Raw genomic sequence first — 24,612 nt, forward strand, 5'->3', positions numbered from 1 at the left:
AGTTAGAATGTAACCTGGATTCCGCCCAGGAACGATTTCGATTGCGGATACACGAAATTGTCGATACCGATCGCCGTGTTGGAGCCTGCATAGGTGTTCACCTCGGGATCAAATCCGCTGTAATTGGTGATCGTAAACAGATTGTTTGCGCTCACATACAGGCGGATACCCTGCACGCCCTTGAAGCGCGGGAGCGTATAGCCGAGCGTCACATTCTTGCAGCGCAGGTAGGAGCCATCTTCCACCACGTAGTTCGTAATAGGTAGCCGCCCTCCCTGGAATGCGCTCACATACTGGTTGTTAGGGTTGGTAGGCGACCACCGGTCCACAACGCCTGCCAGCAGGTTACGTTGCCCGAGCGGATTTTCGAAGGACAAACGGCTGGCATTGTAGATGTCGTTTCCTTGCGATCCCGAGAGGAATGCGGCCAGGTCGAAACCTTTGTACGATAGGTTGGTAGAGAAACCGTAAATGAATTTCGGATTCGGGTTGCCGGTGATCACCTGGTCGGCTGAGGTGATTTGCCCGTCGCCGTTGACGTCCTTCACCTTATGGCCGCCCAGGCGCCCGTCATATCCCGGCAGAATGGTCTCGCCGGTCTGATTGATGCCGTCGAAGACATAGGTTTTGAACACACCCAATGGCTCGCCCACTTTCAGGAGTGTATAGGTAGTGATAAAACGTTCGTTGGTCACACCACCGTCGAGGCCGAGCACTTTATTGCGGTTGATCGTCGTGTTGGCCGACACATCCCATTTCAATGCGCCATTGAGAATGCGGGCATTCACGGCGAGTTCCAGTCCCTTGTTCTGAAGCCCGGCGTAATTACCGGTAATGGTGCCGTAACCCGAGCTCAGGGGCAACGTTTTCACGTACAGCAGGTCGTCGGTTTTTTTGTGGTAAACATCGGCAATTATGCTGACGCGGTTATTGAGCAGGCTCAGGTCAATCCCGAAGTTGGTCTGCTGCGAACGTTCCCACCGCAGATCGGGGTTGGAAATGCGCGTCGGGTCGATGCCGGTCACATAGCCGTGGTTGATCATATAATTGCTCCCATTCGCAGCCACCGTCGCCAGCGACTGGTAAGGGTCAATACCGCCCGCATTACCCGTGATACCGAAACTACCACGGATTTTGAGGTCCGAAATCCAGGTAATATCTTTCATAAAAGGCTCCTCGATGAGGCGGTAGGCCGCCGACACTGCCGGGAACATCCCGTATTTGTGATTGGCGCCGAACTTGCTCGACCCGTCGACGCGGGCTGTTAGGTCGAGGAAGAATTTATCTTTGAAGCCGTAGTTAACGCGGGCCAGGTAAGAATCGAGGCGCTGGCTGCTCCGGAAACTGCTCACGTTGCGGGTGAGGGCAAGTTGCATGGCCTCGTTGCGGGTGGCGTCGTTCGGGAAGCCGGCGGCGCTCAGGACGTTTTCGTTGTATTGGTTCAACTGCGTCCCGAATACCGCCGTCGCTTTAAAAGTATGGTTTTTGCCAAAGTTGGTGCCGTATGTGAGGATGCTTTCGTGGAGCAATGCAAGACCGTTGATATTTTGCTTCGAGCCGTTTCCGGAGTTATCCGTCAAATCGCTTTTGTTGACAATCGAGCGGGGCGAATAGAAATCATATAACTCGCCGTTCATATCTATATTGAAAGACGCCCGATAAGTGAGTCCTTTGAACAAGCCGAAATCGCCGTAAATGTTAGCCAGCGTGCGTTTAATCGCTCTTTTATTGAGTATTTCGATGAAGTTGAGCGGGTTCACCACCTCTCGGTACTGGCCGCCTGCCTGCTCACCGAAGGGGAACAACGAGCCGTCGGCGCGATAGGGTTGCAGGGTAGGAGGGGCACCAATGGCCGCGCCGAGGACCGTGGCCGTCACCACACCCGCATTACCGATGTCGGTGCTGCCCGTCTGAATGCCGTCAGCAGCCGAATAACTGCTCAGAATGCTTGTTCCAATTTTGATTTTTTTGCTGATCTGGTGGTCGAGATTCAGCCGGAACGAATACCGCGTGAATGCCGAACCGCGCAAGGTACCATCCTGGTCGAAATAGTTGAGCGACAGCGCCAGCTGCGTTTTTTCATTACCACCATTGATTGACAACTGATGGTTTTGAATAGGCGCCTTGCGGAAGATCACCTTTTGCCAGTTCACACCCTCTCCAAGCGAAGCGGGATTAGGGTAATAGTTATTTTTAAAAACTTCATTTTCAAGTTGCGCAAATTCGGCGGCATTGAGCACATCGAGCGTTTTATTGACTTTCTGAGTTCCATAATAGCCGTCGTAAGTCACACGCGTCGCACCGCTTTTCCCGCGTTTGGTGGTGATGAGGATCACGCCGTTGGCTGCACGGGCACCATAAATGGCTGATGCCGAGGCGTCTTTCAGCACTTCTACGGATTCTATGTCATTCGGGTTGATAGTCGAAAGCGGGCTCACATCGTTAATGCCGCCGCCATTGGAAATCTGGATGCCGTCGACGACGTAAAGCGGCTCCGAGGAGCCGTTGATGGAGTTCGTACCGCGTATCCGCACGCTCACATTACCACCCGGCGAGCCGGTATTCTGGTTGATCTGCACCCCCGCAATCCGCGATTGAAGCCCTTGTGCAACGTTTGCAACGGGTGTCTGCACAAGGTCAGCTGCTTTTACGGAAGCAATGGAGCCGGTCGTTTCAATCTTGCGCTGCGTTCCATAACCTACTACCACTACTTCTTCCAGTGCTTTTGTATCGGTTTTCAGTGACACGTTGACCGTCGAACGGTTCGAAACGGCCACTTCTTCTTTCAGATATCCGAGGAATGAGAACACCAGCGTTGCGCTGCCGGGAACTTCAATGGAATACGCTCCTTCGGCATCGGTGAGCGTTCCTTGTTGCGTGCCCTGCACTGTCACGCTTACGCCCGGTATCATCTCGCCTTTATCGTCGGTCACCTTGCCTTTCACTGTTCCGCTTTGAGCGAGCAGCGACTGCGTAATGCCAAGGCAAAGGAGGCTGAGCAGGAACAAGTCACGTATTTTTTTCTTCATGTAGGTAAAAATTAGGGTTTGATCTAAAAAGATTTAAATTGAAATAGTACAATTTTATGGCATTGAATGGGAGCTACCCGTTGCTGCCGGAACAGTTGAGGAATCGGGCTAAATGACGGTTTTTACTTAAATATAAGGGCGTAGGGAAGTGCTGGCAATACCGTTTTTAGGCAGAAATTTCCGGGAATTGAACAAAAAGTATCGGTAACGTTTGCGGAGACGTTGCCGATATATGGTTTTGCTGATGTTTAATTGGAGATTTTTATATTTTTGTATGACAAAGGTAAATGTGGGCCGGTTTGCAGGGTTAACTACCTGTTTATTTAAAAAGTACAACATTATGATTCATTGTGTGAAATGCACGCAGGTGGATGGCATCATGAAAGCGGGCTACGTTCGGGGTAAGCAGCGGTACCTATGCAAATGGTGTAATTACTATTTCACACATACTGAGAAGGACGATTCGATTGAATCGCTCGTGAAGCGCAAACGACACCAGACCACCATTATCGACATTGCGAAATCACTCGGCGTGTCGAATTCCACCGTCTCGCGGGCATTGCACGGGCATGCCGACATCAGCCCGGAAACGCGCCAGGCCGTGCTGGACAAAGCCGCCCAGCTCGATTACCAGCCTAACCAGCTGGCTTACAGTTTGGTAAAAAGCAAAACGAATACAATTGGAATGATCGTTCCGGAATTCCAGAACCAGTTCTTTCCCAATGTGATCATCGGTGCGCATGAGGTACTCACGCAGGCCGGCTACAACCTCACGATCATGCAGAGTAACGAGTCCTACCAGGTCGAAATCTCGAATACGAAGGCGATGCTCGCCAACCGGATCGACGGGCTGCTCATATCCCTCACGCAGGAAACCAACAACTTCGACCACCTGAGTGTATTCGCGAAGCGCGGCATTCCGCTGATCCAGTTCAACCGGGTATGCGATCAGATCGACGTGCCGAAAGTAGTTGTGAACGACTTTGAAGCGTCATTTAAGGCTGTGGAGCACCTCATTTTGAATGGTTACGAACGCATTGCGCACCTCGGTGGGCCGCTCACACTGCAGGTAAGCCAGGAGCGGCTTCGGGGCTACCGGGCGGCAATGGAAAAATACGGCAAGCCGATCCAGGACCATATGATCATCCAGGGAATGCTCACCCAGCAAAAAGCCCGCATTTACGGCCAGTACCTCCTCGACCTTGCCGAGCGGCCCGATGCCATTTTCGCCGTAAACGACTCGTCGGCGATCGAGATCATGCTTATGGCGCAGGAAAAAGGTATTTCTATACCCAACGAACTCGGCGTCGTCGGTTTCAGCGACAATGCCGAATCGGCCTACATCGGCCCCGGCCTCACCACCGTCCGCCAGCCGACCCTGCAAATCGGGCACACCACCGCGGAATGGGTGCTCCAACTCGTAGACGCCGACGAAATCATCGTAAATGAGAAGCGCGTGCTAAGCACCGAACTCATTGTAAGGGGATCTTCCAGGCGGTGTAGTTAGTGACAAGAAAACAGTTTGCACAAGCACTTTTTTAAGTATAATTTTAAAGATAATTTTCATAACACACTTAAATCCGGATACACATGAAACTCGCTCTCCCATTGAAAAAGCGGCAGTCCATTCTCAGCATTTTCAGGTTCTTGAACCGTCACCACCACGCTTCGAAAGCGGATCATGACATGGACACTACTGCCTATCTCATGAAAAGTCCAGCAAACAAGGCCCGTTTGCTGGAAGCTATCAAAGACATCGAATCAGGTAACCGTATTTTCCCCCGCGATCTTACTGAGCTGTGATGCTTTCCTGGCATCTTAACGCGTGGGAGGATTACGTCGAATGGCAACGGGTCGACCGGAACATCGCAAAACGAATCAACGAATTGCTCAAAGAATGTTTACGAACCCCGTTCGAAGGAAAGGGTAAACCGGAAATGCTACGCTCGAATTATTCCGGTTATTGGTCCCGGAGGATTACTGATGAACACCGGCTGGTTTATAAAGTTGCGGACGGTTGCATAGTAATCGCTCAATGCAAGTATCACTACTAAAAAACAAAAAGTGCGGCCCCAGAGAGGACGCACTTTATTAACTACAGAATATAATTATGAAAATCTTCGGGGCGCTAGCTGAGCGCTTCCCTTAATACTTTCAGGCTTTTGGGTACCGCGGTGGCCGGATCTTCTTTCCCTTCCATTTCCAGCGATACGTAACCTTTGAAATTCGCTTTTCTCAAAATACCCGCGATCCGTTTGTAGTCCAGGTCGAGGTCGTAATAATGCCCGCCGCCGTAGTAAGTTTTGGCCTGAACGATCGTCGCGTAGGGCGCCAGACGTTCGAACTGCGGGTAGGGATCGCCTACGAAGTTGCCCGTGTCGACATTCATGCCCATCGCCGGAGAGGAAGCCAGCGGCTTGTAAATTTCAAGCAGGTAATCGATGTTCGACGACAGTCCCCAGTGGTTTTCGATCGCCAGAACAACCCCCGCTTTTTCAGCAGCTACCAGGCATTCCTGCATGGATTCGATACACCATTTAATGGCATCCTGATCCGTGAAACCCTGGATCGGCGGCTCTTTTCCATCCTTATAATAGTTAGCGTCGCGCTTCACGGTCCGCCAGCTTCCGGTGTTCATCCGGATCGCCGGAATGCCCATTTGGGTCGCAAGGTTAATACATTTCAGGGTATGTTCAATGTCCTTTTTGCGATCTTCCGGCTTGGGCTGCACAAAGCTCTGATGGATAGAAAGTAACGGAAGTGCCAGCCCATTGTCGAATGCAAGCCTTTTAAGCTTGTTCATATAAGGGATGGTTTCGTTGTCCATCTGCCGGTGCAGGATCTCCACGCCGTCGAAGCCCAGCCGCGCGGCGTCTTCGATCACTTTATCGATCGGGTATTTCTGTTCCTGGAAGTGCCAGTAGGAATAGGTTGAAACGGCAATGGGTATCCTGCGCGCCTGTGAGGCTTCGGAAGTCGTTTCTGCCTGTGCAACATGGCCGGTCATAGCTGCCGCGCCGCCTAATGCAATGGTTTTAAGCCAGTCGCGACGGGAGGTGGTGTCCTGGTCGTGGTGTTCCATTTGTGAGAATTTTGGATAATAATATTAAAAATTTGTCACATTTATGGATTTTGCTTCAAAACGTTTGCGCCCATGATATCTATCTGCGCCTGAGGGATGGGGAAATACTCGCTTTTACCCTTCACAAAAGAAGCACCGGAGAGGTAAGTACGTTTCTTGCTCTCCTTGGCAAGGTAAGCATTGAGCACTACGTCCGCATTGCCCCAGCGCACAAGGTCGAAGTGACGGTGGCCTTCCATCGCCAGTTCCAGTCGGCGTTCGAAGCGGACTGCCTTGCGGGCATATTCCTGGTTCGCGAATGCAGGATAGGGTTTCACCAGGTAGTTGGCTGCCGGCTTGTTCGCGGCGTCGAGTACCACTACATTGGCTGCCCGGGTGCGCACCTGGTTCACCAGTTTCAATGCGGTAGCAAGGTCGTTACCTTCCACGGCTACTTCCGCGCGCATGAGCAGGACGTCGGCCAGCCGGATCGCGCGATAGTTGTTCGCATTGGCGCGCGGGGATTCGGCGCCGGCATTTTCACCGCTGTAAGCAAAGAATTTCTTGAAAGTATAAGGCCCGCCGAAGCTCTGGTCGCGGATCCAGTTTTTGCCCGGGTGAACGCCCCAGTTCAGGAACGGCAGGCCACGGCGACCGACTGTCCAGTCGAGGCGCGGGTCCAATGTGCCTTCGTAAGGGGTAAATGCGTCGGTGGAAGAAAGCCCTTCATCATTTTTAACATCCGCATCATTGAAAGTATCGAGCAACGGAAGCCCGCTTGCATCGGTTTTGAATGCATTCACCAGGTTTTGGGAAGGCTGGAAGAAACCGCAGCAACCGCCCGGTGCAGAGCCGTAAGGGAAGTTGTAATTATCGCCCCAGCTACCATTCTGGCCGGCACCGCCGTCGGCCACCGACATTTGTACTTCAAAAATCGACTCCGAATTGTTTTCAGTCGTAATGCGGAAATTGTCGTGGAAGCTGTTCACGAGCGAAAAGGGCCCGTTACTGATCACATCGTCGAGCAGTGGCTTGGCGGCCAGGTAATCCTGCTGGTACATATGCACTTTGGCGAGAAATGCCTTGGCTGTCCATTTGCTCGCGCGGCCAACCTGCGCTTTTGTCGCCGAAATGTTGTCGATCGCGAACTGAATGTCGGCTTCGATGTTCGGCCAGATATCCTTGTCGTTGGGCAGATTGATGTAGTCGGTCACCGTTTCGTCTACATAAGGGACCATATTCCAGAGCTTTTTGGCTTCGAAATGGTACCAGGCGCGCAGGAAACGGGCTTCGCCGAGCGCCTGTGCTTTTTCGGCGTCGGTCATGTCGGTAGCCTTTCCGATGAGTTTGATCACGTCGTTGGAGCGCGAAACGCCGTCGTAAACCGCCACCCATTTATCATTGTAGGCACCAATATCGGCTTGCGGAATGTAGCGTTCGATCGTCGTGATCTGGGCCTGATCGCCCACGTCGCTGCCTTTGTAGGCGTCGTCGGAAGCGATGGAACCGTAAATCCAGTTACTGACCGACGATGTGTTCACCGGGCCTGCGCCGACGCCGTCGAGCAAGCTGTATGCGCCGATCAACACCGCATTGATCCCGGTTTTATTGGCAAGCATACCTTCATTACCAACACCCAGCGGCGTGGTTTCCAGAAAACTGTCCCCGCAGGAAGTGAGTACACCCACGCAGACCATTGCTGTTAATGCTAATATTTTCTTTTTCATATCGACTGATAATAGCTATTTGAAAAAACTGACTTAAACACCGATCAGAATCCGAAATTGATACCGATCTGGTACATTTTCGAATTGGGATAATTACCCTGATCCACACCCAGCACTGTGCTTCCCGGCGTAGAGCCGACAGACGTTACCTCCGGATCGATACCGCTGTATTTGGTGATCGTGAAAAGGTTTTGCGCCTGCAAATACACGCGTGCGCTCTCAAAACCGATTTTCGTCAATACACCCGCAGGCAATGTGTAGCCGAGCGTGAGGTTTTTCATCCGGAAATACGACCCGTCTTCGATGAAATAGCTCGATGGCTGCTGGCTGCGGCTGTCGTTGGCATCCAGGATCGGAAGGACCGCGTCGGGGTTTTGAGGTGTCCAGGAATCGTTGAGCATACGAAGGCTGCGGTTACCGGCCTGGTTGTTGAAGTCCACCCAGCGTTTTACCATGTTGATGATCTGGTTGCCTTTCACACCCTGAAAGAATGCCGAGAGGTCGAAATTCTTGTAACCAACATTCAGGTTGATGCCGTAGGTAAAGTCCGGGTGCGGGTTGCCCAGGAACTTGCGGTCGTTGTCGGAAATGGTGCCGTTGCCGTCAGTATCGTGGTATTTGTATTTACCAATAGCTGCGTAACCCGGGTATTTCGGCCCTGCATCCACGTCGCCCTGATCCTGGTAAATACCGTCGATCTGCAATCCGTAGAACGAGTAAAGCGGCATGCCTGCTACCGAGCGCGTCCAGGTATAACTGCGGATAGCCGGGCCGAGGAGTACGGCGGTTGGGCTGCTGTTCAGCTTCTTAACTTCGTTTTTGTAGGTAGAGAAATTGACGCCTACGGAATAAGTAAGATCGCCGTTCAATGCCTTGTTATTGAAGTCGATAGCAAGGTCGATACCCTTGTTGTTCATTTCACCAACATTCACGAACGGAATGGTGGCCACGCCTTGGGTAGCAGGCAATGCAACCTGGTACAGCATGTCGGAAGTGGTACGGTTATACAAATCGAGGTTCAACCCGAACATCCCTTTGAGGAAAGTTGCATCGATACCCACGTTCGTCTGCGTCGTAGTTTCCCATTTCGCATTCTGGTTCCCGAATGCCTCTGTGTCGAAGCCCGGCTGTACGGCATTGTTGGAGCCGTCGATCGGGTAGGACGATTGGCTCAGGCTCGAACGGTAGGTGCTGAAACCGTTGTAGTTACCGATTTCCTGGTTACCCGTCTGTCCCCAGCCCGCGCGCAGTTTCAGATCGTCCAGCCAGGGAATGCTTTTCATGAAACTTTCCTCCGACAACCGCCATCCCGCGCTGAATGCAGGGAACGTACCGTAGCGGTTGTTCTGTCCGAAGCGCGAAGAACCGTCGCGGCGCACCGTCGCTTCCAGCAGGTAGCGGTCTTTGAATGCGTAATTGATTTTGCCGAAAATCGAGAACAATGCCCATTCATAGCCGACACCGGTATTGGCGATACCCGATGTACCGGAGTTGAGGTACATATATAATGGGTCTTCCGAGAAGAAGGTCGTGCGCGTCGCGGAGAAGTCGCGGCCCGTGCCTTTGATCGCCTCGGTACCAGCCAGCACGCTCAGCTTATGGGAAGTGCCGAGGGTTTTGGTGTAATTCAATGTATTCGACCAAGTCCAGTTAATGTCGTAGGCATTTCCATTGGTCATCGCATTAGCTGCTTCGATCTCCGCTTCTTCGAGGTCAAGCAGGGTATAGCCTACGCGGTTGGCGTTGATAAAGTCGATACCGATGCTCGATTTGGCCGTCAGGTCTTTGAGGATATCCACTTCGAGGTAGGCATTACCGAATGCGCGCAATGTGTTGGTCTGGTTGTTACGCGTTCTCCACAGCTGCGCCACCGGGTTGGTAGCGGGGCCCAGGCCTGCCGCGCGGGTAGCCGCGAAGTTGCCCATGATATCGTACACGGGGATGATCGACGGAATGCGGTAGCCATTACCGATCGGGTTGCCATCCTGGTTGTTAGTAGTGCTGGCGGTACCGTTCGAATTGTAATAGCCTTTGTTTTCGGTGTAGCTCAATTCCAGGTTTTCACCCAGACGAATGCGTTTTTTGAATGAAAATTCGGTATTCGAGCGGATCGAGTAGCGGTCGAACGAGGTGTGGATCAGCACGCCATCCTGCTTGTAATAGTTGAGCGCGATCGCGTAGCGGCCGTTTTCGGTTCCGCCATTGGCACCAATGTTGTATTCCTGGATCGCCGCCGGACGAAGGATTTCCTTATGCCAGTCGGTACCCTCCTTGTTGGCTTTTACGATCTGGTAAAAGCCTGCTTTGTTATAGTTGTACAACGACGGATTGGTCTTTGGGTCACCTTCAAAAAGCCCGTAGCTTGATCCCGCCAGAATGTAGTCTGGTACCACAGCGGTAGGGCCATTGCCATATTGCTGGTGCGACGGGTTACCATTTGTGAGCACGCCCGCATTCTTGCGCTGCGTCCACAAAAGATCGCCGAATTGCTGCGGGTCTTTGATCAGGTCGAGGTCGACTTTGCCGGTCTGGAAGCCTGCGCGGGAGTTGAATGTGAATCGTGGAGCGCCTACTTTTCCTTTTTTGGTGGTAATGATAATCACCCCGTTCGCGGCGCGAGAGCCGTAAATGGAGGCTGAGGAAGCATCTTTCAATACCTGCATCGACTCGATATTATTCGGGTTAATGCTGTTCAGCCCGCCTTTTGTGGGCACACCGTCGATCACATACAATGGATCGTTGTTGTTGATCGTACCAAAACCGCGGATGCGCACTGTCGCTTCACCGCCGGGCGTGTTGTTGGAAGTAACGGTTACACCCGCCACGCGTCCCTGCAACTGCTGGGCCACGTTGGGAGCGGCCACTTTGGTGAGCTCGGTAGCGTCAACGGTCGAAACCGCGCCGGTAATGTCGCGCTTGGATTGGGACGAATAACCCGTTACTACCACTTCGCTCAGCGACTTGATATCGGATTGAAGCGTAACCTCCACCATGGTTTTGTTGGCAATGTCGATCTCCTGCGTGAGGAAACCGATGGAAGAAACGACGAGCGTGGTGCTGCCGTCGGGCACATTCAATGCAAATCCGCCGTCGGCATCAGTGGTAGTCCCTATGGACGAGCTGCCTTTGAGGACGATCGTCGCGCCGGGAATGGTGCCGCCTGTTGCATCTTTCACCTTTCCTTTGATCTGAAAATCAATGGACTGGATCGTTTTAATGGATGTGCCGGTCCCTTCCGGAAGGCCGGTAGCGGGCCTGGAAGTAGCTCTTTTCAGCAAAATCTGTTTGCCAGAAACTTCATAGGAAACCTGCAAGGGCGTCAGGAAGTTGTCCAGGATCGCTTCCAGCCTTTCCTCTCTCGCGCTGAAAGTGACCTTGCGCTGCGAGCGGATGAGCTCGGGGCTATACATAAAATGCACGCCGGAGATCTTGCCGATCTGTTCCAGTGCCGCACCGATCTTCTGCTCGCGAATATTGATCGTCAGGCGGCGGTTGAGCACCTCCTGTCCGAAACCGTCGAATGCCACGGCGAGGCCAGAGAACTGAATGATGATAAGCAATTGTATGAGGCTGATTCTCATAATTTTGAGCAGGTAACGCTGCCGGTAAAAGGTTTTTTTCATACTTTTGTCTGTTTTGTAGGTTCAAAAAAAATCGGCAAAATAATTCCCTTGTCCCATTCGGACTTCCCGTCCAGGACTTCCAGTCCGGGGATCTTCTTAGCGCCAGCACAGAAAGAGGGGGATTTCATACGGGTGAATGATGTTGGTAGCATCGTTCACCTTTTGTTTTTATTCAAATAATCGGGTTTTAAAGTGAATAATCAGTTGCATGGATTTCCGGCAATGGTTATGCTGTCTCCGGTAATGGTGTAATGAGCTTCAAGTATGGTGCAAAGCCATTTCAGCTTGTTTTCCAATGGCTCGTCGCCCAGCGTTGCCGTTATGCTGCAACGGGCCAGGCTGTTCCGGTCAAATGCGATGCTGACGCCGTAAGCCTTGCCAAGCGCGTCGAAAACTTGCGCGGCTGGTGTTTCTGAATAGGTAAATTCCTGGTTTTCAATGGGAATATTGAGCAAAACAGGGCTTTTGAGTGACGAGCGGACTAGCCTCGCGTGGGTACGCTCGAAAGTGGCTTGTTGGTTACGGGTAAGGACGAGGGAGGGAGAATCGCGCTCGGTGAAAACGGACACTTTCCCGGTTTTGACGGCAACGGTAATCTCCTTTTCGTCGGCAATGGCCTTGATACTGAAACTGGTACCATGCACTTTGGCGACCAGCTCACCGGCGTAGACGAAGAACGGCTGCGCCGGATTTTTGGTGACTTCAAAAAATGCCTCACCAGTAAGATAAACCTCCCGTTTAGCACTTTCGAATGTCTCAGGGTATTTCAATGTACTGTTGCGATGCAATACCACCGAGCTGCCGTCCGGAAGCTGCACATATTTGAACGGGCGTTCCATATTGGCAACTTCCCTCAAAGCGGAGGTTGGCAGCGAGCCCTCAGTGGCCTTTGCAACCGGCCGGGCATTGTGGTAAATACGGAATAACGCGAAGCAAAGTCCTGCGACGATCAGCAGGCTCGCCGCGACGTTCCACCCGGAAATAAACACCGGGAAGAACGGCTCTTTTTTTCCACCGGCCTCCTGCTGTTCCTGTCTTTTGGCAGCTTGCAGCGCTTCATTGACTTTATGATGGATGTATTCGTCTGTTAAATGCGCATCGCGCACCGGTACGGTACGTGCGATCTCTACCGCCTGCCGGAGTATTTCCTGCCCGTTCTCGTGTTCCGCTGCCCATTTGTTCCAAATTCCGTCATCTTCGGGACATTTTCCTTCCGCCCAGCTTCTGAATGCCGGGTTTCCGAGCAACGATTGCAATAAATGGCCGGATGGATCGAATGACATAGAATAATGCGCTTTTTATACATTATCCGTTTATTCTGCCGGAATACTCGGTTGGGTGTAAAAATTTTTCAGTTTGAGTTAAAACTGGGTGAAAATTTGGCAAAAGGAGCAAAGGATAACCGAGATGGAAGGAGGTGTATGCCAGAACCCACGCAGATTGGACAACGCCCGCTGGATGATATTGCTTACCGATTGTGAATTGATCGCAAGCAATCCCGCGATTTCCTCGGGCATCAGATTTTGAAAAAAACGGAGGTAAATCACTTCCTGCTGCCGGACCGGAAGTTGGTCGATCGCCGTCCGGACCTGTTTTTTCAAGGCCAGGTCATTTTCCCGCCCGATCCAGTTTTCTTCAGACGAAAAATCGGACATCAGATTCTCGCATTCGTCGGGCAGCCCGATCTCTTCGGAGAGTGGCCTGATCGTTTTCAGCATCCGGTGCCGGAATGCCTTGATAAGGTAAAACTTCACCGAAGGAGTCTCATTGATAGTCGCGCGATGGAGCCAGAGATGCACCAGCAGGTCCTGGATCACATCTTCTATCAGCTGCATATTATGCGTGAACCGCTGGCCGTATTGGAAAAGCGTCCGGTAATAGCGTCGGGCGAGTTCCGTATATGCGTGCTCGTCCCCACCACGGAACGAATTCCAAAGCACGGCATCGTCGGTATGTTTGCCAAATGCAGTCAAAAAGGTTGGTCGGGTTAATGGGGGATTTAATCAAAAATAGGTGATGAGATCTGGATATGAAATAGTGTTTTGTAGATTATTAGAATAACCAAATTTTATTGTTCTATTTTACCAGAAAGCCGTTTGTGGAAAATCAGGGAACGGCAATTTTGAAGAGGATCTTTCAAGTAGAGAACCTCGCAGGGGTTCCTTCTATTCAAAAAAACCGAAACAATTTTATGAAAAGTATGTACACAACGGCGCTGGTTTTGCTCGGAATGGCCCGCTTCGATCTCGCCGTATCGCAGAACGCACCCGACTACAAATCACGCCGGGGCCAGATCCTGCACAACATCGAAGGCGTATTCTATGAGTCGTCTACGGGCCTTTTCATAGAAACAAACGGCAAAAACGAAAAGCCGCATTCGTACCTGTGGCCGCTCTGCGCATTGCTTCAGGCCGCTACCGAATCGGAGGCGGTGAGCCCGGGGAAGCAATACATGAAGCCGGTACTCGGCGCGATCAGGCAGTATTACAGTACGAGCGCGCCCGCTCCGGGTTATCAGGCGTACGTAACGAGTGAACAAAAGGATTCGCGGTTTTACGACGACAACCAGTGGATCGCGATCGCGTGCCTGGATGCATACAATCGCACGGGCGAGAAGGATTACCTCGTTGTCGCGGAGGAAATCTACCGGTTTATGATGACGGGCTACGACGACCAGGCTGGTGGCGGACTGTATTGGAAAGAGGACGAAAAGAATACGAAAAACACCTGCTCGAACGGCCCCGGAATATTGGTAGCGCTACAACTTTACCAGATCAAAAAGGAGCCGGAATACCTGAAAACGGCGATCAGCCTTTACGACTGGACTAAAAAAAACCTGCGTGCCGATGATGGCACTTATTACGACGCGATTAAGGTGCCATCCCTGAAAATCGACTCGACCAAATACTCGTATAACACCGGTACCATGCTGCAATCGGCTGTGCTGCTGCATAATATCACTGGAAAAAAGGAATATCTCGACGAAGCAAGGGTATTGGCAGAAGGCTCGAAAAAGTATTTTTACAGGAACAACCGGCTGCCCGATAACTATTGGTTCAACGTGGTGCTGCTCCGCGGTTTTGAAGAACTCCACAAAGTCGACCCGCAGGCTGGCGACTACCAGATCTTCATCGCCGACGCCGAGCGGATCTGGAAAGACGAACGCGACGCCAAAGGCCTTTTAGGCCGCAAACCCATCAAAACGCTCATCGACCAGGGCGCTATGCTGGAAATGTACGCACGGTTGGAGCGGCTTACTGCGGAATAAGATATAATGTTATTTTTGTAGAGTAAAAATCCTGACAGGTTATGCAGACTACATTTGAAATACGGCCAGAGGAGTGGACGGAAGGATTCTGGAAGAGGATTATGCCCTTGTTTGGTCAAAAGAAGGTGCGGGTTACCGTGGAAGAGATAGAGGGTTTGTCCCGGAAAATCAATATGAGGTGTATCTCCGGATGAAAGGCCTGGAAGAAAAATATCCGCCCGTCAAAATTGACGACAGCATAGATTTATCAAGATTGGCCGACGATTCTAACAACGCAGCCATCTAAGATATGATCTATCTCGACACAGACGTGCTTGTCAACTTTCTCGTTGTACAAAACCCGGACAAGCATGATCTTGCGGATAGTATATATCAGAAAACAGCACAAGAACAGTCCCTTTTTATGTCGTTCCTTGTGTTACAGGAGATTTCATTTGTCCTGGGGAAGTTAAACTTGCCTGTGGTTAAGATCAAAGCAAAAGTGAATGCATTGGCATTGCTGCGTCCTTATGCATATCAATTAGACGAATACCGTCGCGCTGTCAATCTTGCGGAGCGGATTGGTTTTCAGCATTTCAATGACTGTCTTCACACTGCGATTGCGAAAAAGAATTGCACCGAGCTTTTCACGTTTAATAAGTCTGATTTCGCCAAAATAAGATCCTATACCGATCTGAAAATCATATTACTGTAAAATTGAAAGCGCCGGTTGAATTTTCAAACCGGCGCTTTCAATTTTATCCGTTAATACCCGTCTATTCCGAATCTTTATAAACCCCGAATTCACTGATCGCGATACTTACCGGCGATTTGGTGATGCGCAGGCGTACTTTATTGGAAGTGATCGGTACGTCGAGTTTTGCGAGACGTTTCGCGCCCACGCTTGTCCCTTTGTAAACTTCCTTCCATTCGTTTCCGATCCATGCATCCACGGCGAATTCCTCAATGCGCTGGCCGAGTTTGATGTATTCCTGCAAAGAGATGACGTCGAACACGACCGGCTGCGCCAATTCGATCACCACTTCCGGCGTCTTGAAATCGTCGTCAGTAGCCCAGTAGGTGTCCGTTTTGCCGTCGAGCAGGTTTTTGGCGCTGTAAACGGAGTTATAGCCGCGAACATTCACGGCTTTGGAAGACCCGCGCCCGATGAGGTTGGTTGCGAACGTGTTTTTAACGTGGTCACCGAATGTTTTAAGCGCCACGACGTCGTCGTTATGCAATTGGCCGCGCGTGTCGGGTGCCAGCCCCAAATCGAGCGCAGCGCCTCGTCCTACGCTTTTCAAATAGAGATCAAAAAGTTTTTCGGGTGTTTTGGGCTTTTCGTTGGCATGGTAGAACCAGCCTTTACGCAATGGAACATCGCATTCAGCAGGAATCCAGAATTTCCCGCCACGGGTTCCGCCGGGGTTTTCGGTCGCATTGGCCTGGCCTGGAACTGCTACATTCTGGCCTTCCGAAGGCTTCGGCGTCAATGTCGCCCAGGAGGTCGGGTTTACGCTGCCGTCTTCATTGCCAGCCCAGCGGACGTCCCAGCCGATGTCGCTGAAAATGTTGGCACCGGGTTGCAATTTACGGGTGTAATTGGTCCAGGTCGAATCCCACTGGTAGTAAGTTGTGTTATCAATAGAGCGTTTTTCGCGGGCGCCGCCGTAGTAACCGTCGCCGCCATTAGCGCCATCGTGCCACGACATAAACAGGTCGCCATAGTTGGTATACAGCTCGCGAAGCTGCTCGCGGTAAATGTTAATGTATTCCGGTGTTCCGTATTTCGCGTTGTTACGGTCCCAAGGCGAGCAATACACGCCGAATTTCAGGCCGTGCTTGCGTGCAGCGTCCGCTACCTCGCGCACGAGATCGCCTTTTCCTTCACGGAACGGACTTTTGCTGATGTTATAATCGGTTGTTTTGGTCGGCCAGAGGCAAAATCCGTCGTGGTGCTTCGCTACGAGTACTATGCCGCGTAACCCGCCTGCTTTGGCGGCCTGTACGATCTGGTCGGCATTAAAATCCGATGGATTGAAAGTCTTGGGATCTGCATCACCATAGCCCCATTCTTTGTTCTCGAATGTGGTAGGAGTAAAGTGCATGATGCCGTAAACTTCGGTTTCATGCCAGGCGACCTGGCGGGGTGCCGGTAATGCGCCGTAGGGCTTTGGAGGTGTTTGTGCAAAAGCGATCGACGCCGTCAGGCAGAGGAGACCGGTTATTTGTTTGATCATTTTGAAAAGTGTTTCTGATGATACAGATAGGGGTGATGCAAATCAGGAGTGAAGATCGTTTTTTTAAAAGAGTTCACCAATTCTATCACCGTTTTCCTATCGGATCTTAATTAATCACGAACAGATAGGCAGGCTGCGCACCTACTTCCGCGACGGTTTTCGCTGGCAATTCAATTGCGCCGTTCTTCACTTTCAATGCCTTTTTGTTACCCGCAAATGTGATTTTTGTTTTCGCAGGAATATCTAATCCTTCTGGTTTCAGGGTCGCCGGGAGCTTTTCGCCCGTTTCTGCAAGGTAGAATGCGTAGGTGGTGGCGCCTTTTTTAGTATAGGCCCATTTGCCGGCGCGGTAAGGGGCAAGCGGTTTGGTTTCGTAGATACCTATGCCGTTTACATTCATCCATTTACCTATTTCTTCCAGCCGGGTATATGCCTCTTCGTGCCATTCTCCGTCAGGGCCGGGGGCCACGTTCAGAAGCAGGTTACCGCCTTTGGCGACGATATCAACCAATGTATGAACCAGTTTTTGTGTCGATTTGAAATTCTCTTTTGGAATGTAAGACCATGAGTCGCCCATCGTCATGCAAGATTCCCAGGGTATAGACATATAATGGTCGGGGATCGATTGCTCGGGAGTCACGTAGTTTTCGAACTCTCCGGTTACAGTACGGTCCACCACGAGCAGGCCGGGCTGGTGTGAACGGGCCATTTTGGCGATGCGTGCCATGTCGATATCCTGGTCGTACGGAATGGTTTTCTGCCAGCTGATGGTCGTGTCGATGCTGCTGAATGGACGTACCCATCCGCCATCGAGCCAGAGAATATCAACAGAGCCGTAATCCGACATTAGCTCTTCAATCTGGTTGTAAGTAAAATCTTTGAATTTGTTCCAGATCTCAGGACGCTTTTTGGGATCGTAGGAAACATTGCGGTCCTTCGGCGGGAAATAAGGCCACCAGTAGGAGTCGGTATGCCAGTCGGGTTTGGAAAAATAGGTACCCGTCATGAAGCCCTCGTTCCGGAACGCGGCGAGTACTTCCTTGGTTACGTTGGCCTTCGGGTTGCTCTTGAATGGCGTGTTGGTGATCTTGTAGTCGGTGTATTTCGAATCGAACATCGAGAAACCGTCGTGGTGTTTCGTTGTGAAAACCACATATTTCATTCCCGCGCCTTTGGCAGCTTTCGCCCAGCGATCGGGGTTGAATTTGACAGGATTAAAGGTTTTGGCAATGTCTTCATAGGCCTTTTTGTATTCAAACCAGTCGTGCGAATGCGGCCCGCGGCGCTCGCACCAGCCTTCGTCCTCCGGGCATAGCGACCACGATTCAACGATGCCCCATTGGCTATACGTTCCCCAGTGCATCAGCAAGCCGAATTTCACGTCCTGCCATTTGGAGAGTTTCTGCTGCACAAGCGGGTCGGTAGGCGCAACATATTTGGAGTGATTTTGCTCCGAATGCTGCTGTGCGTACGATCCGGAAGCAAATAGCAGCCCTGCGAGGAGAACCGCGGTCGATTTAAGGTTCATTGGAATGGTTAGGTGTTTGGTAAATACTGCTGAATGGCTGTTACGCAAAATGACTTTTGGAAGAAACGACCTTGCCTTTGCCATCGCCGGTAGTAATGGTATAGGCAAATCCGGGCTGTACGGACCAGGCTCCCACTTCTCCCCGTTTGTTGACAGCCAGAAAGCCTACCTGGAAGGTTTTAGCACGCTCAGGATCACGGTTTACGATCCTTTCGACCGCTTTTTTGCAGGCCTCCTCGGGTGAAGAACCGTTGCGCATGAATTCGACAACTAAATGCGTCCCGGCCACACGGATCACTTCTTCGCCCTGTCCTGACGAGGTAGCTGCACCGATCTCATTGTCGACGAAAAGGCCAGCGCCGATGATAGGGGAGTCGCCCACACGGCCGCGCATCTTAAAGCCCATGCCGCTCGTAGTACACATGCCCGAAAGGTTGCCCTGCGCATCCAACGCGAGTGTACCCATCGTGTCATGGTTGAAATCGCCATTGTCGAGCCGGGCGGGTGCGAATGGACCGTGGCCTTTCGATTGTTTATGTTCTATATTGATAACCGGCTTGTATTCAGCTTTTTTGAGCCATTTTTTATATTCTTCGGCCGCATCCGGGGACAGTTTGCCCGATTCCAGTTTGAAGCCGTTGGCCAATGCGAACTGTTGTGCGCCTGCGCCTACGAGAAATACGTGCGGGGTTGTTTCCATCAGCTTGCGGGCTACCGAAACAGGGTGTTTGATCCTTTCCAGAAATGCTACCGCCCCGCAGTTCGATTTTTCATCCATAATACACGCGTCGAGTGTTACGTGACCGTCGCGATCGGGATTGCCTCCCAGGCCTACACAGCAGTTGATATCGTTTTCGATCGCGATAGCGGCTTGTTCCACGGCGTCGAGCGCGCGGCCTCCCTTTTCCAGCACCGGCCATGCGGCGGCGTTGGATATCTGCCCGCTGTCCCAGGTTGAGATTACTACCGGAGCGCCGGGCGCCGGTACGCCGGGCGCCGGAGCGCCGGCCAGCGGCGTTTTGGCAAACAACTGATTTACCCTTGTAAAAGGCAGTGCAAAGGCCGACAGGCGGAGGAAGGATCGACGGTTGGTGTTCATGGTGTCCGGATTATAGGGTTTAAGGTGAGTTTTGTAAAATTTTACAAATATATGCCAGGCATAATTAAAATTTTTTCAAATATACGCCTCACGAAATTTGTGATCAATTAAAATATGAAATTTCATATGATCTGTTGGCCGAAGTATCTTATTTTGAAATATTTGTAAGGGAACGGGTCCAAAGCAACATTTATTGAGGCTTTTGAACACTTACTAATTTTTTCAACCGAACAACAGATGGTTTCTGATTTAATGGCAACCTTTGGCTACTTGTTTCAGAAAAACGAACGGAACACACGATGACGAACACTCCGAAGGCATGCGTAGATGTGGCAATCAATGCGTACGGCAAGCCGTACCAGACGGCGATCACCCTGCTGACCCTCATGAAGCATTCGCACCAATGGATCAATAAAATCTATTTCGTAGAAGAAGCCAAACAGCCTGAGCCGCCGAATTTTAAATTTATCTTCGATCATTTCGGGGACAAAATAGTCTATTATAAGCCTAACGTCTGGCTTTGGACGAAAAATGTGAAATTTGATTTTCTGCTGAACTTCAAGCGGTACCGTCATGCGATCCGTTACCAGTATGCCTGGGAGCATTCGGACCAGAAATATCTACTGGTTATCCATAATGATGTGTATTTCAAAGGTGACCTGGTAGGGGAGTATGTCAATGGCATCGGTTCCGCGTCCGGTATCGGTAGTATCGGGCAGTGCTGGGTATGCCCGGCGAGGGAAGCGGGACTCTGCGATTCTGAAAAATATATGGAATACAAGCCAGGTTATGGGGAGCTGATGCAGCTGGCTGCCACCTACCCGCAAGCACGCACGCATGAGTACAAGCTGGTGGTCGACCGCGCGGCGCCGTGGCCGTTGCCCGAATGCCGGTTAAATGAATATGTGGCCATGATCGACCTGGAAAAGACCCGGAACGATACCATGCCTATTGGCAAAGGTGCTGCATTTGGTGCTTACGACCGCCTCGATGTGGGCGTCAAATGGTTTGCCGATATGAATAATATGGGGCACAGCTTCAAACATTTCGATTACGATCCTTACGCAACGCATAGCTGGATCAGCTTGCAGAATGCCGGCCACAATGCCCTTTTCAACAAGGACCTCTACCGTTACGAAGAGTCCGTGGCGTTGCAGGCACTGAAGGACGAGTTTAATATTCATCCATAAACAGCCGCTATACCTGGACATGGTACTGGAAATCAATCAACTGAGGCAGCGGTACGGTGAGCGGGAAATTCTATCGATTCCGTCTTTTGGAATTGAAAAAGGTATTTACTGGGTACAGGGAGAAAACGGCGCGGGTAAGTCGACGCTTTTCAGGACACTTGCCGGAATGCTGCCGTTTGAAGGAGTTGTGAAGCTCGATGGACGTTATGACCTCAAAAAAGATCCCGTCGAATATCGTTTGCGCCTGAATCTCGGCGAAGCCGAGCCGCTCTATCCATCTTTTCTAACCCCTGCCGACCTGATTGCTTTCGTAGCAGAAGCACAAAGAGCGCCCCGCGAGCAGAGCGAAAAGCTTATCGACGCATTCGGGGTTAACTACCTTTCCAACCCGTTCGGTACCTGTTCGAGCGGAATGGTGAAGAAAGTGTCGCTGCTGCTCGCATTTCTGGGTAACCCTTCGATCATTATTCTCGACGAGCCACTCATTACTATCGACCGCGAGGCGCGCGAAGTTCTTTTCGGATTGATCAAAGAATACCATCATAACGGTGTCACATTTCTGCTGTCGTCGCACCAGCTTTTCGAGCAGGAGGGGTTGCATGTTTCGCAAAGTTTCCGGTTGAAAAACAAAACGCTTATCGCAACCGATGCGCTATGAAAATGCTGCTGATCTCTACCGTTTCAGCTTTTTTCAAGCAGCGGACAGGTACCTTTCTCGTATTGCTCGGCATTCTTTTCGGATTTTTGAGCGCCAATGAGCACCATGCTTTCGCTGTATTTTTCCTGACCGGTGGTTATGGTATGATCGCACTCTTCGGTATCTGGCTGGTTTATACCTTATTCTGTGCCCAGTTTCTGGCAACAACGTGGAAGTTGCCCGAATACACCTTCGTCTTTCACGCCCGCACATGGCCCGCGTTCATACGTGCGCGACGGTTTTCCGTGCAGGCGCTGGGCTTTCTTCAGCCGATCCTCTACTACGGCGTTTACCTGCTCATCATCGGCATTCAGGACAAGCTGCTCGACAGGCTGTGGCCGATCATTCCATTTTACATGATACTCATCTTACTGCTCACCATAACGGCCGAATGTCGTATCAGGAACCCGGTTTTATATGTGCCTGTCAAGGGTAAGAGCATTATCAAATGGCCGGTACGCAGGCCGGCGTCGTGGCTTTACTGGTCGCTGGAATGGCTTGTGCGGGAGCGTGGGATTACTTTGCTGGTCGGAAAACTGGGAGCAATGCTGGTAGCGGCAGGCACCATGCTTTATTACAGCACAGGCGAATACGATATCAGAATGCCAGCTGTCGGTATGTCGCTGGCCTATCTGCTCAATCTGGGACTTTCGTTCGAATTGTATCGATGGGAAGGAGAAATATGGCTTTGGGGAAGGTCGTTACCGGTGCCGGTTTGGGTCCGTTGGGGAAGAATTGTGATGGTACATTTCCTGCTGATCCTGCCCGAGACACTTGTTATCCTGCGCAGTGGCGCCTTGCATTTTACAGAGGTGGCACAGCTGTTCTTTCTTGGTATAACCATCCTGATCATCTCGCATCTTTACCTCTATAAAAGATCGGGACTGCCGGAAAATGCCATACAGGTGTTTCTGTTTGGGTTTATAGGCCTTACTTTACTCATTTTATACAAAATTCCGCTGCTGCTGATAGCGGCCTTGGGAATGCTGTTTTCACTGTATGCATTCCCCAAATGGTGTAAAATATAAAAGCCGGAACTGGGTCCGGCTTTATGGTCATTTATTTCGGTGTCGTCGGGCGAACCTCGATTTTACTTGGTAGCGTCCGGGCCGGTATTTTGATCAGGTCCGAGACGATCTGGCCGATATCTTCCGGCTGGATTTTCCACGCATCTTTGTCCGACGGTTCGTGGTTGTTGAACTCCGTCGCCACCGAGCCTGGCATAATGGTCGTCACTTTCACGCCCGCATTGCGCACATCGAGCATCATCGCCTGCGAGAAACCGACGAGACCGAACTTGCTTGCATTGTAAGCCGTTCCGTTGGCAAAGAAATTGGTGCCGGCGAGGCTGGCAATGTTGATAAAATAGCCTTTCGACTCGGTTAGCGCCGCAATGGAAGCCTTCGCGCTGAAAAACACGCCGGTGAGGTTGATGTCGATGGTTTCCTGCCACAATTCCGCGCTAAGCTCCTGAATGGGCGCGAAGTGGCCGACGCCGGCATTAGCGACAAAGTAATCGAGCCGGCCCCATTGAGCGAGCACGGTTTGCACTGCATTTTCCTGTGAAGCCAGATTTCTCACATCCGACTCGATGGCCAACGCGTAACCTTCACGGATTTTGTTCAAAGCATTTGCGGCCTGGTCAGCATTTTGCTGCGACCGGCTGGTGATCGCCACGCGGATCCCGTCGCGGATAAGCGCTTCGGCAATACCATATCCTATTCCTTTGGAACCGCCTGTGATTAAGGCTGTTTTGATTGTTTCTGCCATTACCTGAGTTTTTATTTCAAAAATTTACACGTAACGGCTTAACAGTATCAATGATCAGAAGGTTTGGAAAATGAGCTGCCGGTTTCGAAAATTGCCATGTCGCGGGTGTTTTTCTGAACGGCAATTGCACCGAAAATGCCAAGCAGGTAGGCAAATGCGTAAAAACCTTTCTCACTAGGCAGCAGTGTCGCATTCCACAGGCCTACAACGAGGAGCACAATAGCGAGGATCGTCGAAAACCAGCTGATGCCGTAGTAAATGGCCGTCACGGGAATGCCTTCCAGCCGGTCGCGGACGCTCTTCTGGACTGATACCGCCGCGAAAAGCCCGTACATCAATACCGTAAAATAATATCCTTTTTCACTCAGCAGCATTTCCGACCGCCAGAGACCAATGATGAACCCGGCCATTCCTACGCCCAATGCGATCCATGACGCGGCAATGAAGGCTCCGGAGGTTTTCTGGGCATTTGTAGTGTTCATGTTAGTGTAAGTTAAATGTTGGAGAAGGTATTTTGCCTGAATATTACATCATTTTGTGATAAAGTACCATAGGCCGTTTATTTGCCGGTCTCTGGGCAATGTTCTATTTTTGCCGGCAGTATATAATTTGACAGATTCTAATCCTATTTATGAAGTTAGTAGCAAATAAAGTTGCATTGGTAACAGGTGCTTCGCGGGGTATCGGACGTTCGATCGCGTTGCGCCTGGCTCAGGAAGGTGCTGATGTCGCATTTACATATCTGTCCAGCGTCGAAAAAGGCGAGGCTTTGGCCAAGGAATTGGAATCTTACGGTGTGAAAGCAAAAGGCTACCGCTCCGATGCGTCCGATTTCCAGGCGGCAGATCAGCTAGTTACCGACGTCATTGCTGATTTCGGCAAGCTCGATGTGCTCATCAACAACGCCGGCGTCACCCGTGACGGGCTACTCATGCGCATGAGCGAAGAGCAGTGGGACACGGTGGTGAACATCAACCTGAAATCGGTTTTTAACCTAACCAAAGCTGCTACGAAATCCATGATCCGTGCGAAAAGCGGGTCGATCATCAATATCACGTCGGTAGTCGGTATACGTGGCAATGCGGGGCAGTCGAACTACGCTGCTTCGAAGGCCGGTATCATTGGTTTTACCAAATCGATCGCATTGGAATTGGGTTCAAGAAATATCCGCTCGAATGCCGTTGCCCCCGGCTTTATCGAAACTGAAATGACCGACGCGGTAGACGCCAAGGCAGTGGAAGACTGGAAGCAGTCGATCCCGATGAAGCGCGGAGGCCAGCCCGAAGAAGTGGCGGATGCCTGCGTGTTCCTTGCTTCGGACATGTCGCGCTACATCACCGGCCAGGTAATCCAGGTCGATGGTGGTATGTTAACATAGACTCTTTCTTCGTTAGTAAATAG

The 24,612-nt window shown here is 51.2% G+C and carries 21 protein-coding genes; 10 read left to right on the forward strand and 11 right to left on the reverse strand.

The features are described from left to right. Positions 1 to 2: 2 nt before the first annotated feature. Complete coding sequence (locus AAHB90_RS02430) at positions 3 to 3,029, reverse strand: SusC/RagA family TonB-linked outer membrane protein (protein ID WP_342083310.1); 3,027 nt, start codon at positions 3,027 to 3,029, stop codon at positions 3 to 5. A 340-nt stretch (positions 3,030 to 3,369) separates the two neighbouring features. On the opposite strand from AAHB90_RS02430, the gene AAHB90_RS02435 reads away from it, so the two are divergent. The 3 genes from AAHB90_RS02435 (at position 3,370) to AAHB90_RS02445 (ending at position 5,083) form a co-directional block, all read left to right on the forward strand. After that, positions 3,370 to 4,536 (forward strand): substrate-binding domain-containing protein, encoded by a 1,167-nt coding sequence (locus AAHB90_RS02435; RefSeq protein WP_342083311.1) that lies wholly within the window; start codon positions 3,370 to 3,372, stop codon positions 4,534 to 4,536. Positions 4,537 to 4,619: 83 nt separating this feature from the next. After that, positions 4,620 to 4,832, forward strand: a complete 213-nt coding sequence (locus tag AAHB90_RS02440) for a hypothetical protein (protein ID WP_342083312.1) — start codon at positions 4,620 to 4,622, stop codon at positions 4,830 to 4,832. Then, positions 4,832 to 5,083, forward strand: coding sequence for a Txe/YoeB family addiction module toxin (locus AAHB90_RS02445; protein WP_342083313.1), 252 nt, complete (start codon positions 4,832 to 4,834; stop codon positions 5,081 to 5,083). Before AAHB90_RS02440 ends, AAHB90_RS02445 begins: the two co-directional genes overlap by 1 nt. A 74-nt stretch (positions 5,084 to 5,157) precedes the next feature. Here the strand turns inward: AAHB90_RS02445 and AAHB90_RS02450 are convergent, their stop codons facing one another. The 5 genes from AAHB90_RS02450 to AAHB90_RS02470 form a co-directional block, all read right to left on the reverse strand. Next, positions 5,158 to 6,111: a sugar phosphate isomerase/epimerase family protein gene (locus AAHB90_RS02450; protein WP_342083314.1), complete on the reverse strand. Its 954-nt coding sequence runs from the start codon at positions 6,109 to 6,111 to the stop codon at positions 5,158 to 5,160. A 41-nt stretch (positions 6,112 to 6,152) separates the two neighbouring features. Then, complete coding sequence (locus AAHB90_RS02455) at positions 6,153 to 7,817, reverse strand: RagB/SusD family nutrient uptake outer membrane protein (RefSeq protein ID WP_342083315.1); 1,665 nt, start codon at positions 7,815 to 7,817, stop codon at positions 6,153 to 6,155. Between the two features lie 44 nt (positions 7,818 to 7,861). Beyond that, positions 7,862 to 11,440, reverse strand: a complete 3,579-nt coding sequence (locus AAHB90_RS02460; protein WP_342083316.1) for a TonB-dependent receptor — start codon at positions 11,438 to 11,440, stop codon at positions 7,862 to 7,864. A 200-nt stretch (positions 11,441 to 11,640) separates the two neighbouring features. Further along, the gene (locus AAHB90_RS02465; RefSeq protein WP_342083317.1) at positions 11,641 to 12,723 is read right to left on the reverse strand and encodes a FecR family protein; all 1,083 of its coding nucleotides are present in this window, start codon (positions 12,721 to 12,723) and stop codon (positions 11,641 to 11,643) included. Between the two features lie 78 nt (positions 12,724 to 12,801). Continuing rightward, positions 12,802 to 13,413, reverse strand: a complete 612-nt coding sequence (locus AAHB90_RS02470) for an RNA polymerase sigma factor (protein ID WP_342083318.1) — start codon at positions 13,411 to 13,413, stop codon at positions 12,802 to 12,804. 218 nt (positions 13,414 to 13,631) lie between these two features. Here AAHB90_RS02470 and AAHB90_RS02475 point away from each other — a divergent pair, with 218 nt between their 5' ends. From AAHB90_RS02475 to AAHB90_RS02485, 3 genes are all read left to right on the forward strand, one after another. Further along, the gene (locus AAHB90_RS02475) at positions 13,632 to 14,708 is read left to right on the forward strand and encodes a glycoside hydrolase family 76 protein (RefSeq protein ID WP_342083319.1); all 1,077 of its coding nucleotides are present in this window, start codon (positions 13,632 to 13,634) and stop codon (positions 14,706 to 14,708) included. Between the two features lie 73 nt (positions 14,709 to 14,781). After that, positions 14,782 to 14,994, forward strand: coding sequence for a hypothetical protein (locus AAHB90_RS02480; protein ID WP_342083320.1), 213 nt, complete (start codon positions 14,782 to 14,784; stop codon positions 14,992 to 14,994). A gap of 3 nt (positions 14,995 to 14,997) precedes the next feature. Then, positions 14,998 to 15,402 (forward strand): type II toxin-antitoxin system VapC family toxin, encoded by a 405-nt coding sequence (locus AAHB90_RS02485; protein WP_342083321.1) that lies wholly within the window; start codon positions 14,998 to 15,000, stop codon positions 15,400 to 15,402. A gap of 61 nt (positions 15,403 to 15,463) precedes the next feature. Here the strand turns inward: AAHB90_RS02485 and AAHB90_RS02490 are convergent, their stop codons facing one another. The 3 genes from AAHB90_RS02490 to AAHB90_RS02500 form a co-directional block, all read right to left on the reverse strand. Beyond that, positions 15,464 to 16,927 (reverse strand): alpha-L-fucosidase, encoded by a 1,464-nt coding sequence (locus tag AAHB90_RS02490; RefSeq protein WP_342083322.1) that lies wholly within the window; start codon positions 16,925 to 16,927, stop codon positions 15,464 to 15,466. Between the two features lie 106 nt (positions 16,928 to 17,033). After that, entirely contained in the window at positions 17,034 to 18,455 is a 1,422-nt protein-coding gene (locus AAHB90_RS02495) for an alpha-L-fucosidase (protein ID WP_342083323.1), read from the reverse strand. 40 nt (positions 18,456 to 18,495) lie between these two features. Continuing rightward, positions 18,496 to 19,554 carry an isoaspartyl peptidase/L-asparaginase family protein gene (locus AAHB90_RS02500; RefSeq protein ID WP_342083324.1) on the reverse strand — a complete coding sequence of 353 codons (1,059 nt, stop codon included), beginning with the start codon at positions 19,552 to 19,554 and terminating at the stop codon, positions 18,496 to 18,498. Positions 19,555 to 19,853: 299 nt separating this feature from the next. On the opposite strand from AAHB90_RS02500, the gene AAHB90_RS02505 reads away from it, so the two are divergent. From AAHB90_RS02505 to AAHB90_RS02515, 3 genes are read left to right on the forward strand one after another with little or no spacing between them, the layout of a single operon-like run. Continuing rightward, on the forward strand, positions 19,854 to 20,744 hold the full coding sequence (locus tag AAHB90_RS02505; protein ID WP_342083325.1) for a hypothetical protein: 891 nt from the start codon (positions 19,854 to 19,856) through the stop codon (positions 20,742 to 20,744). 19 nt (positions 20,745 to 20,763) lie between these two features. After that, positions 20,764 to 21,402, forward strand: coding sequence for an ABC transporter ATP-binding protein (locus AAHB90_RS02510; RefSeq protein ID WP_342083326.1), 639 nt, complete (start codon positions 20,764 to 20,766; stop codon positions 21,400 to 21,402). Next, positions 21,399 to 22,469 (forward strand): hypothetical protein, encoded by a 1,071-nt coding sequence (locus AAHB90_RS02515; protein WP_342083327.1) that lies wholly within the window; start codon positions 21,399 to 21,401, stop codon positions 22,467 to 22,469. The genes AAHB90_RS02510 and AAHB90_RS02515 overlap by 4 nt, the downstream gene beginning before the upstream one ends. 31 nt (positions 22,470 to 22,500) lie before the next feature. Here the strand turns inward: AAHB90_RS02515 and AAHB90_RS02520 are convergent, their stop codons facing one another. Beyond that, on the reverse strand, positions 22,501 to 23,211 hold the full coding sequence (locus AAHB90_RS02520; RefSeq protein WP_342083328.1) for an SDR family oxidoreductase: 711 nt from the start codon (positions 23,209 to 23,211) through the stop codon (positions 22,501 to 22,503). 47 nt (positions 23,212 to 23,258) lie between these two features. Beyond that, a complete protein-coding gene (gene yiaA / locus AAHB90_RS02525; RefSeq protein WP_342083329.1) occupies positions 23,259 to 23,693 on the reverse strand; it encodes an inner membrane protein YiaA in 435 nt (144 codons plus the stop codon). Positions 23,694 to 23,842: 149 nt separating this feature from the next. Here yiaA and fabG point away from each other — a divergent pair, with 149 nt between their 5' ends. Beyond that, entirely contained in the window at positions 23,843 to 24,589 is a 747-nt protein-coding gene (fabG, locus tag AAHB90_RS02530) for a 3-oxoacyl-[acyl-carrier-protein] reductase (RefSeq protein WP_342083330.1), read from the forward strand. Positions 24,590 to 24,612: the final 23 nt, after the last annotated feature.

This window comes from Dyadobacter sp. OTU695, from assembly GCF_038440355.1.
GTDB lineage: Bacteria > Bacteroidota > Bacteroidia > Cytophagales > Spirosomataceae > Dyadobacter.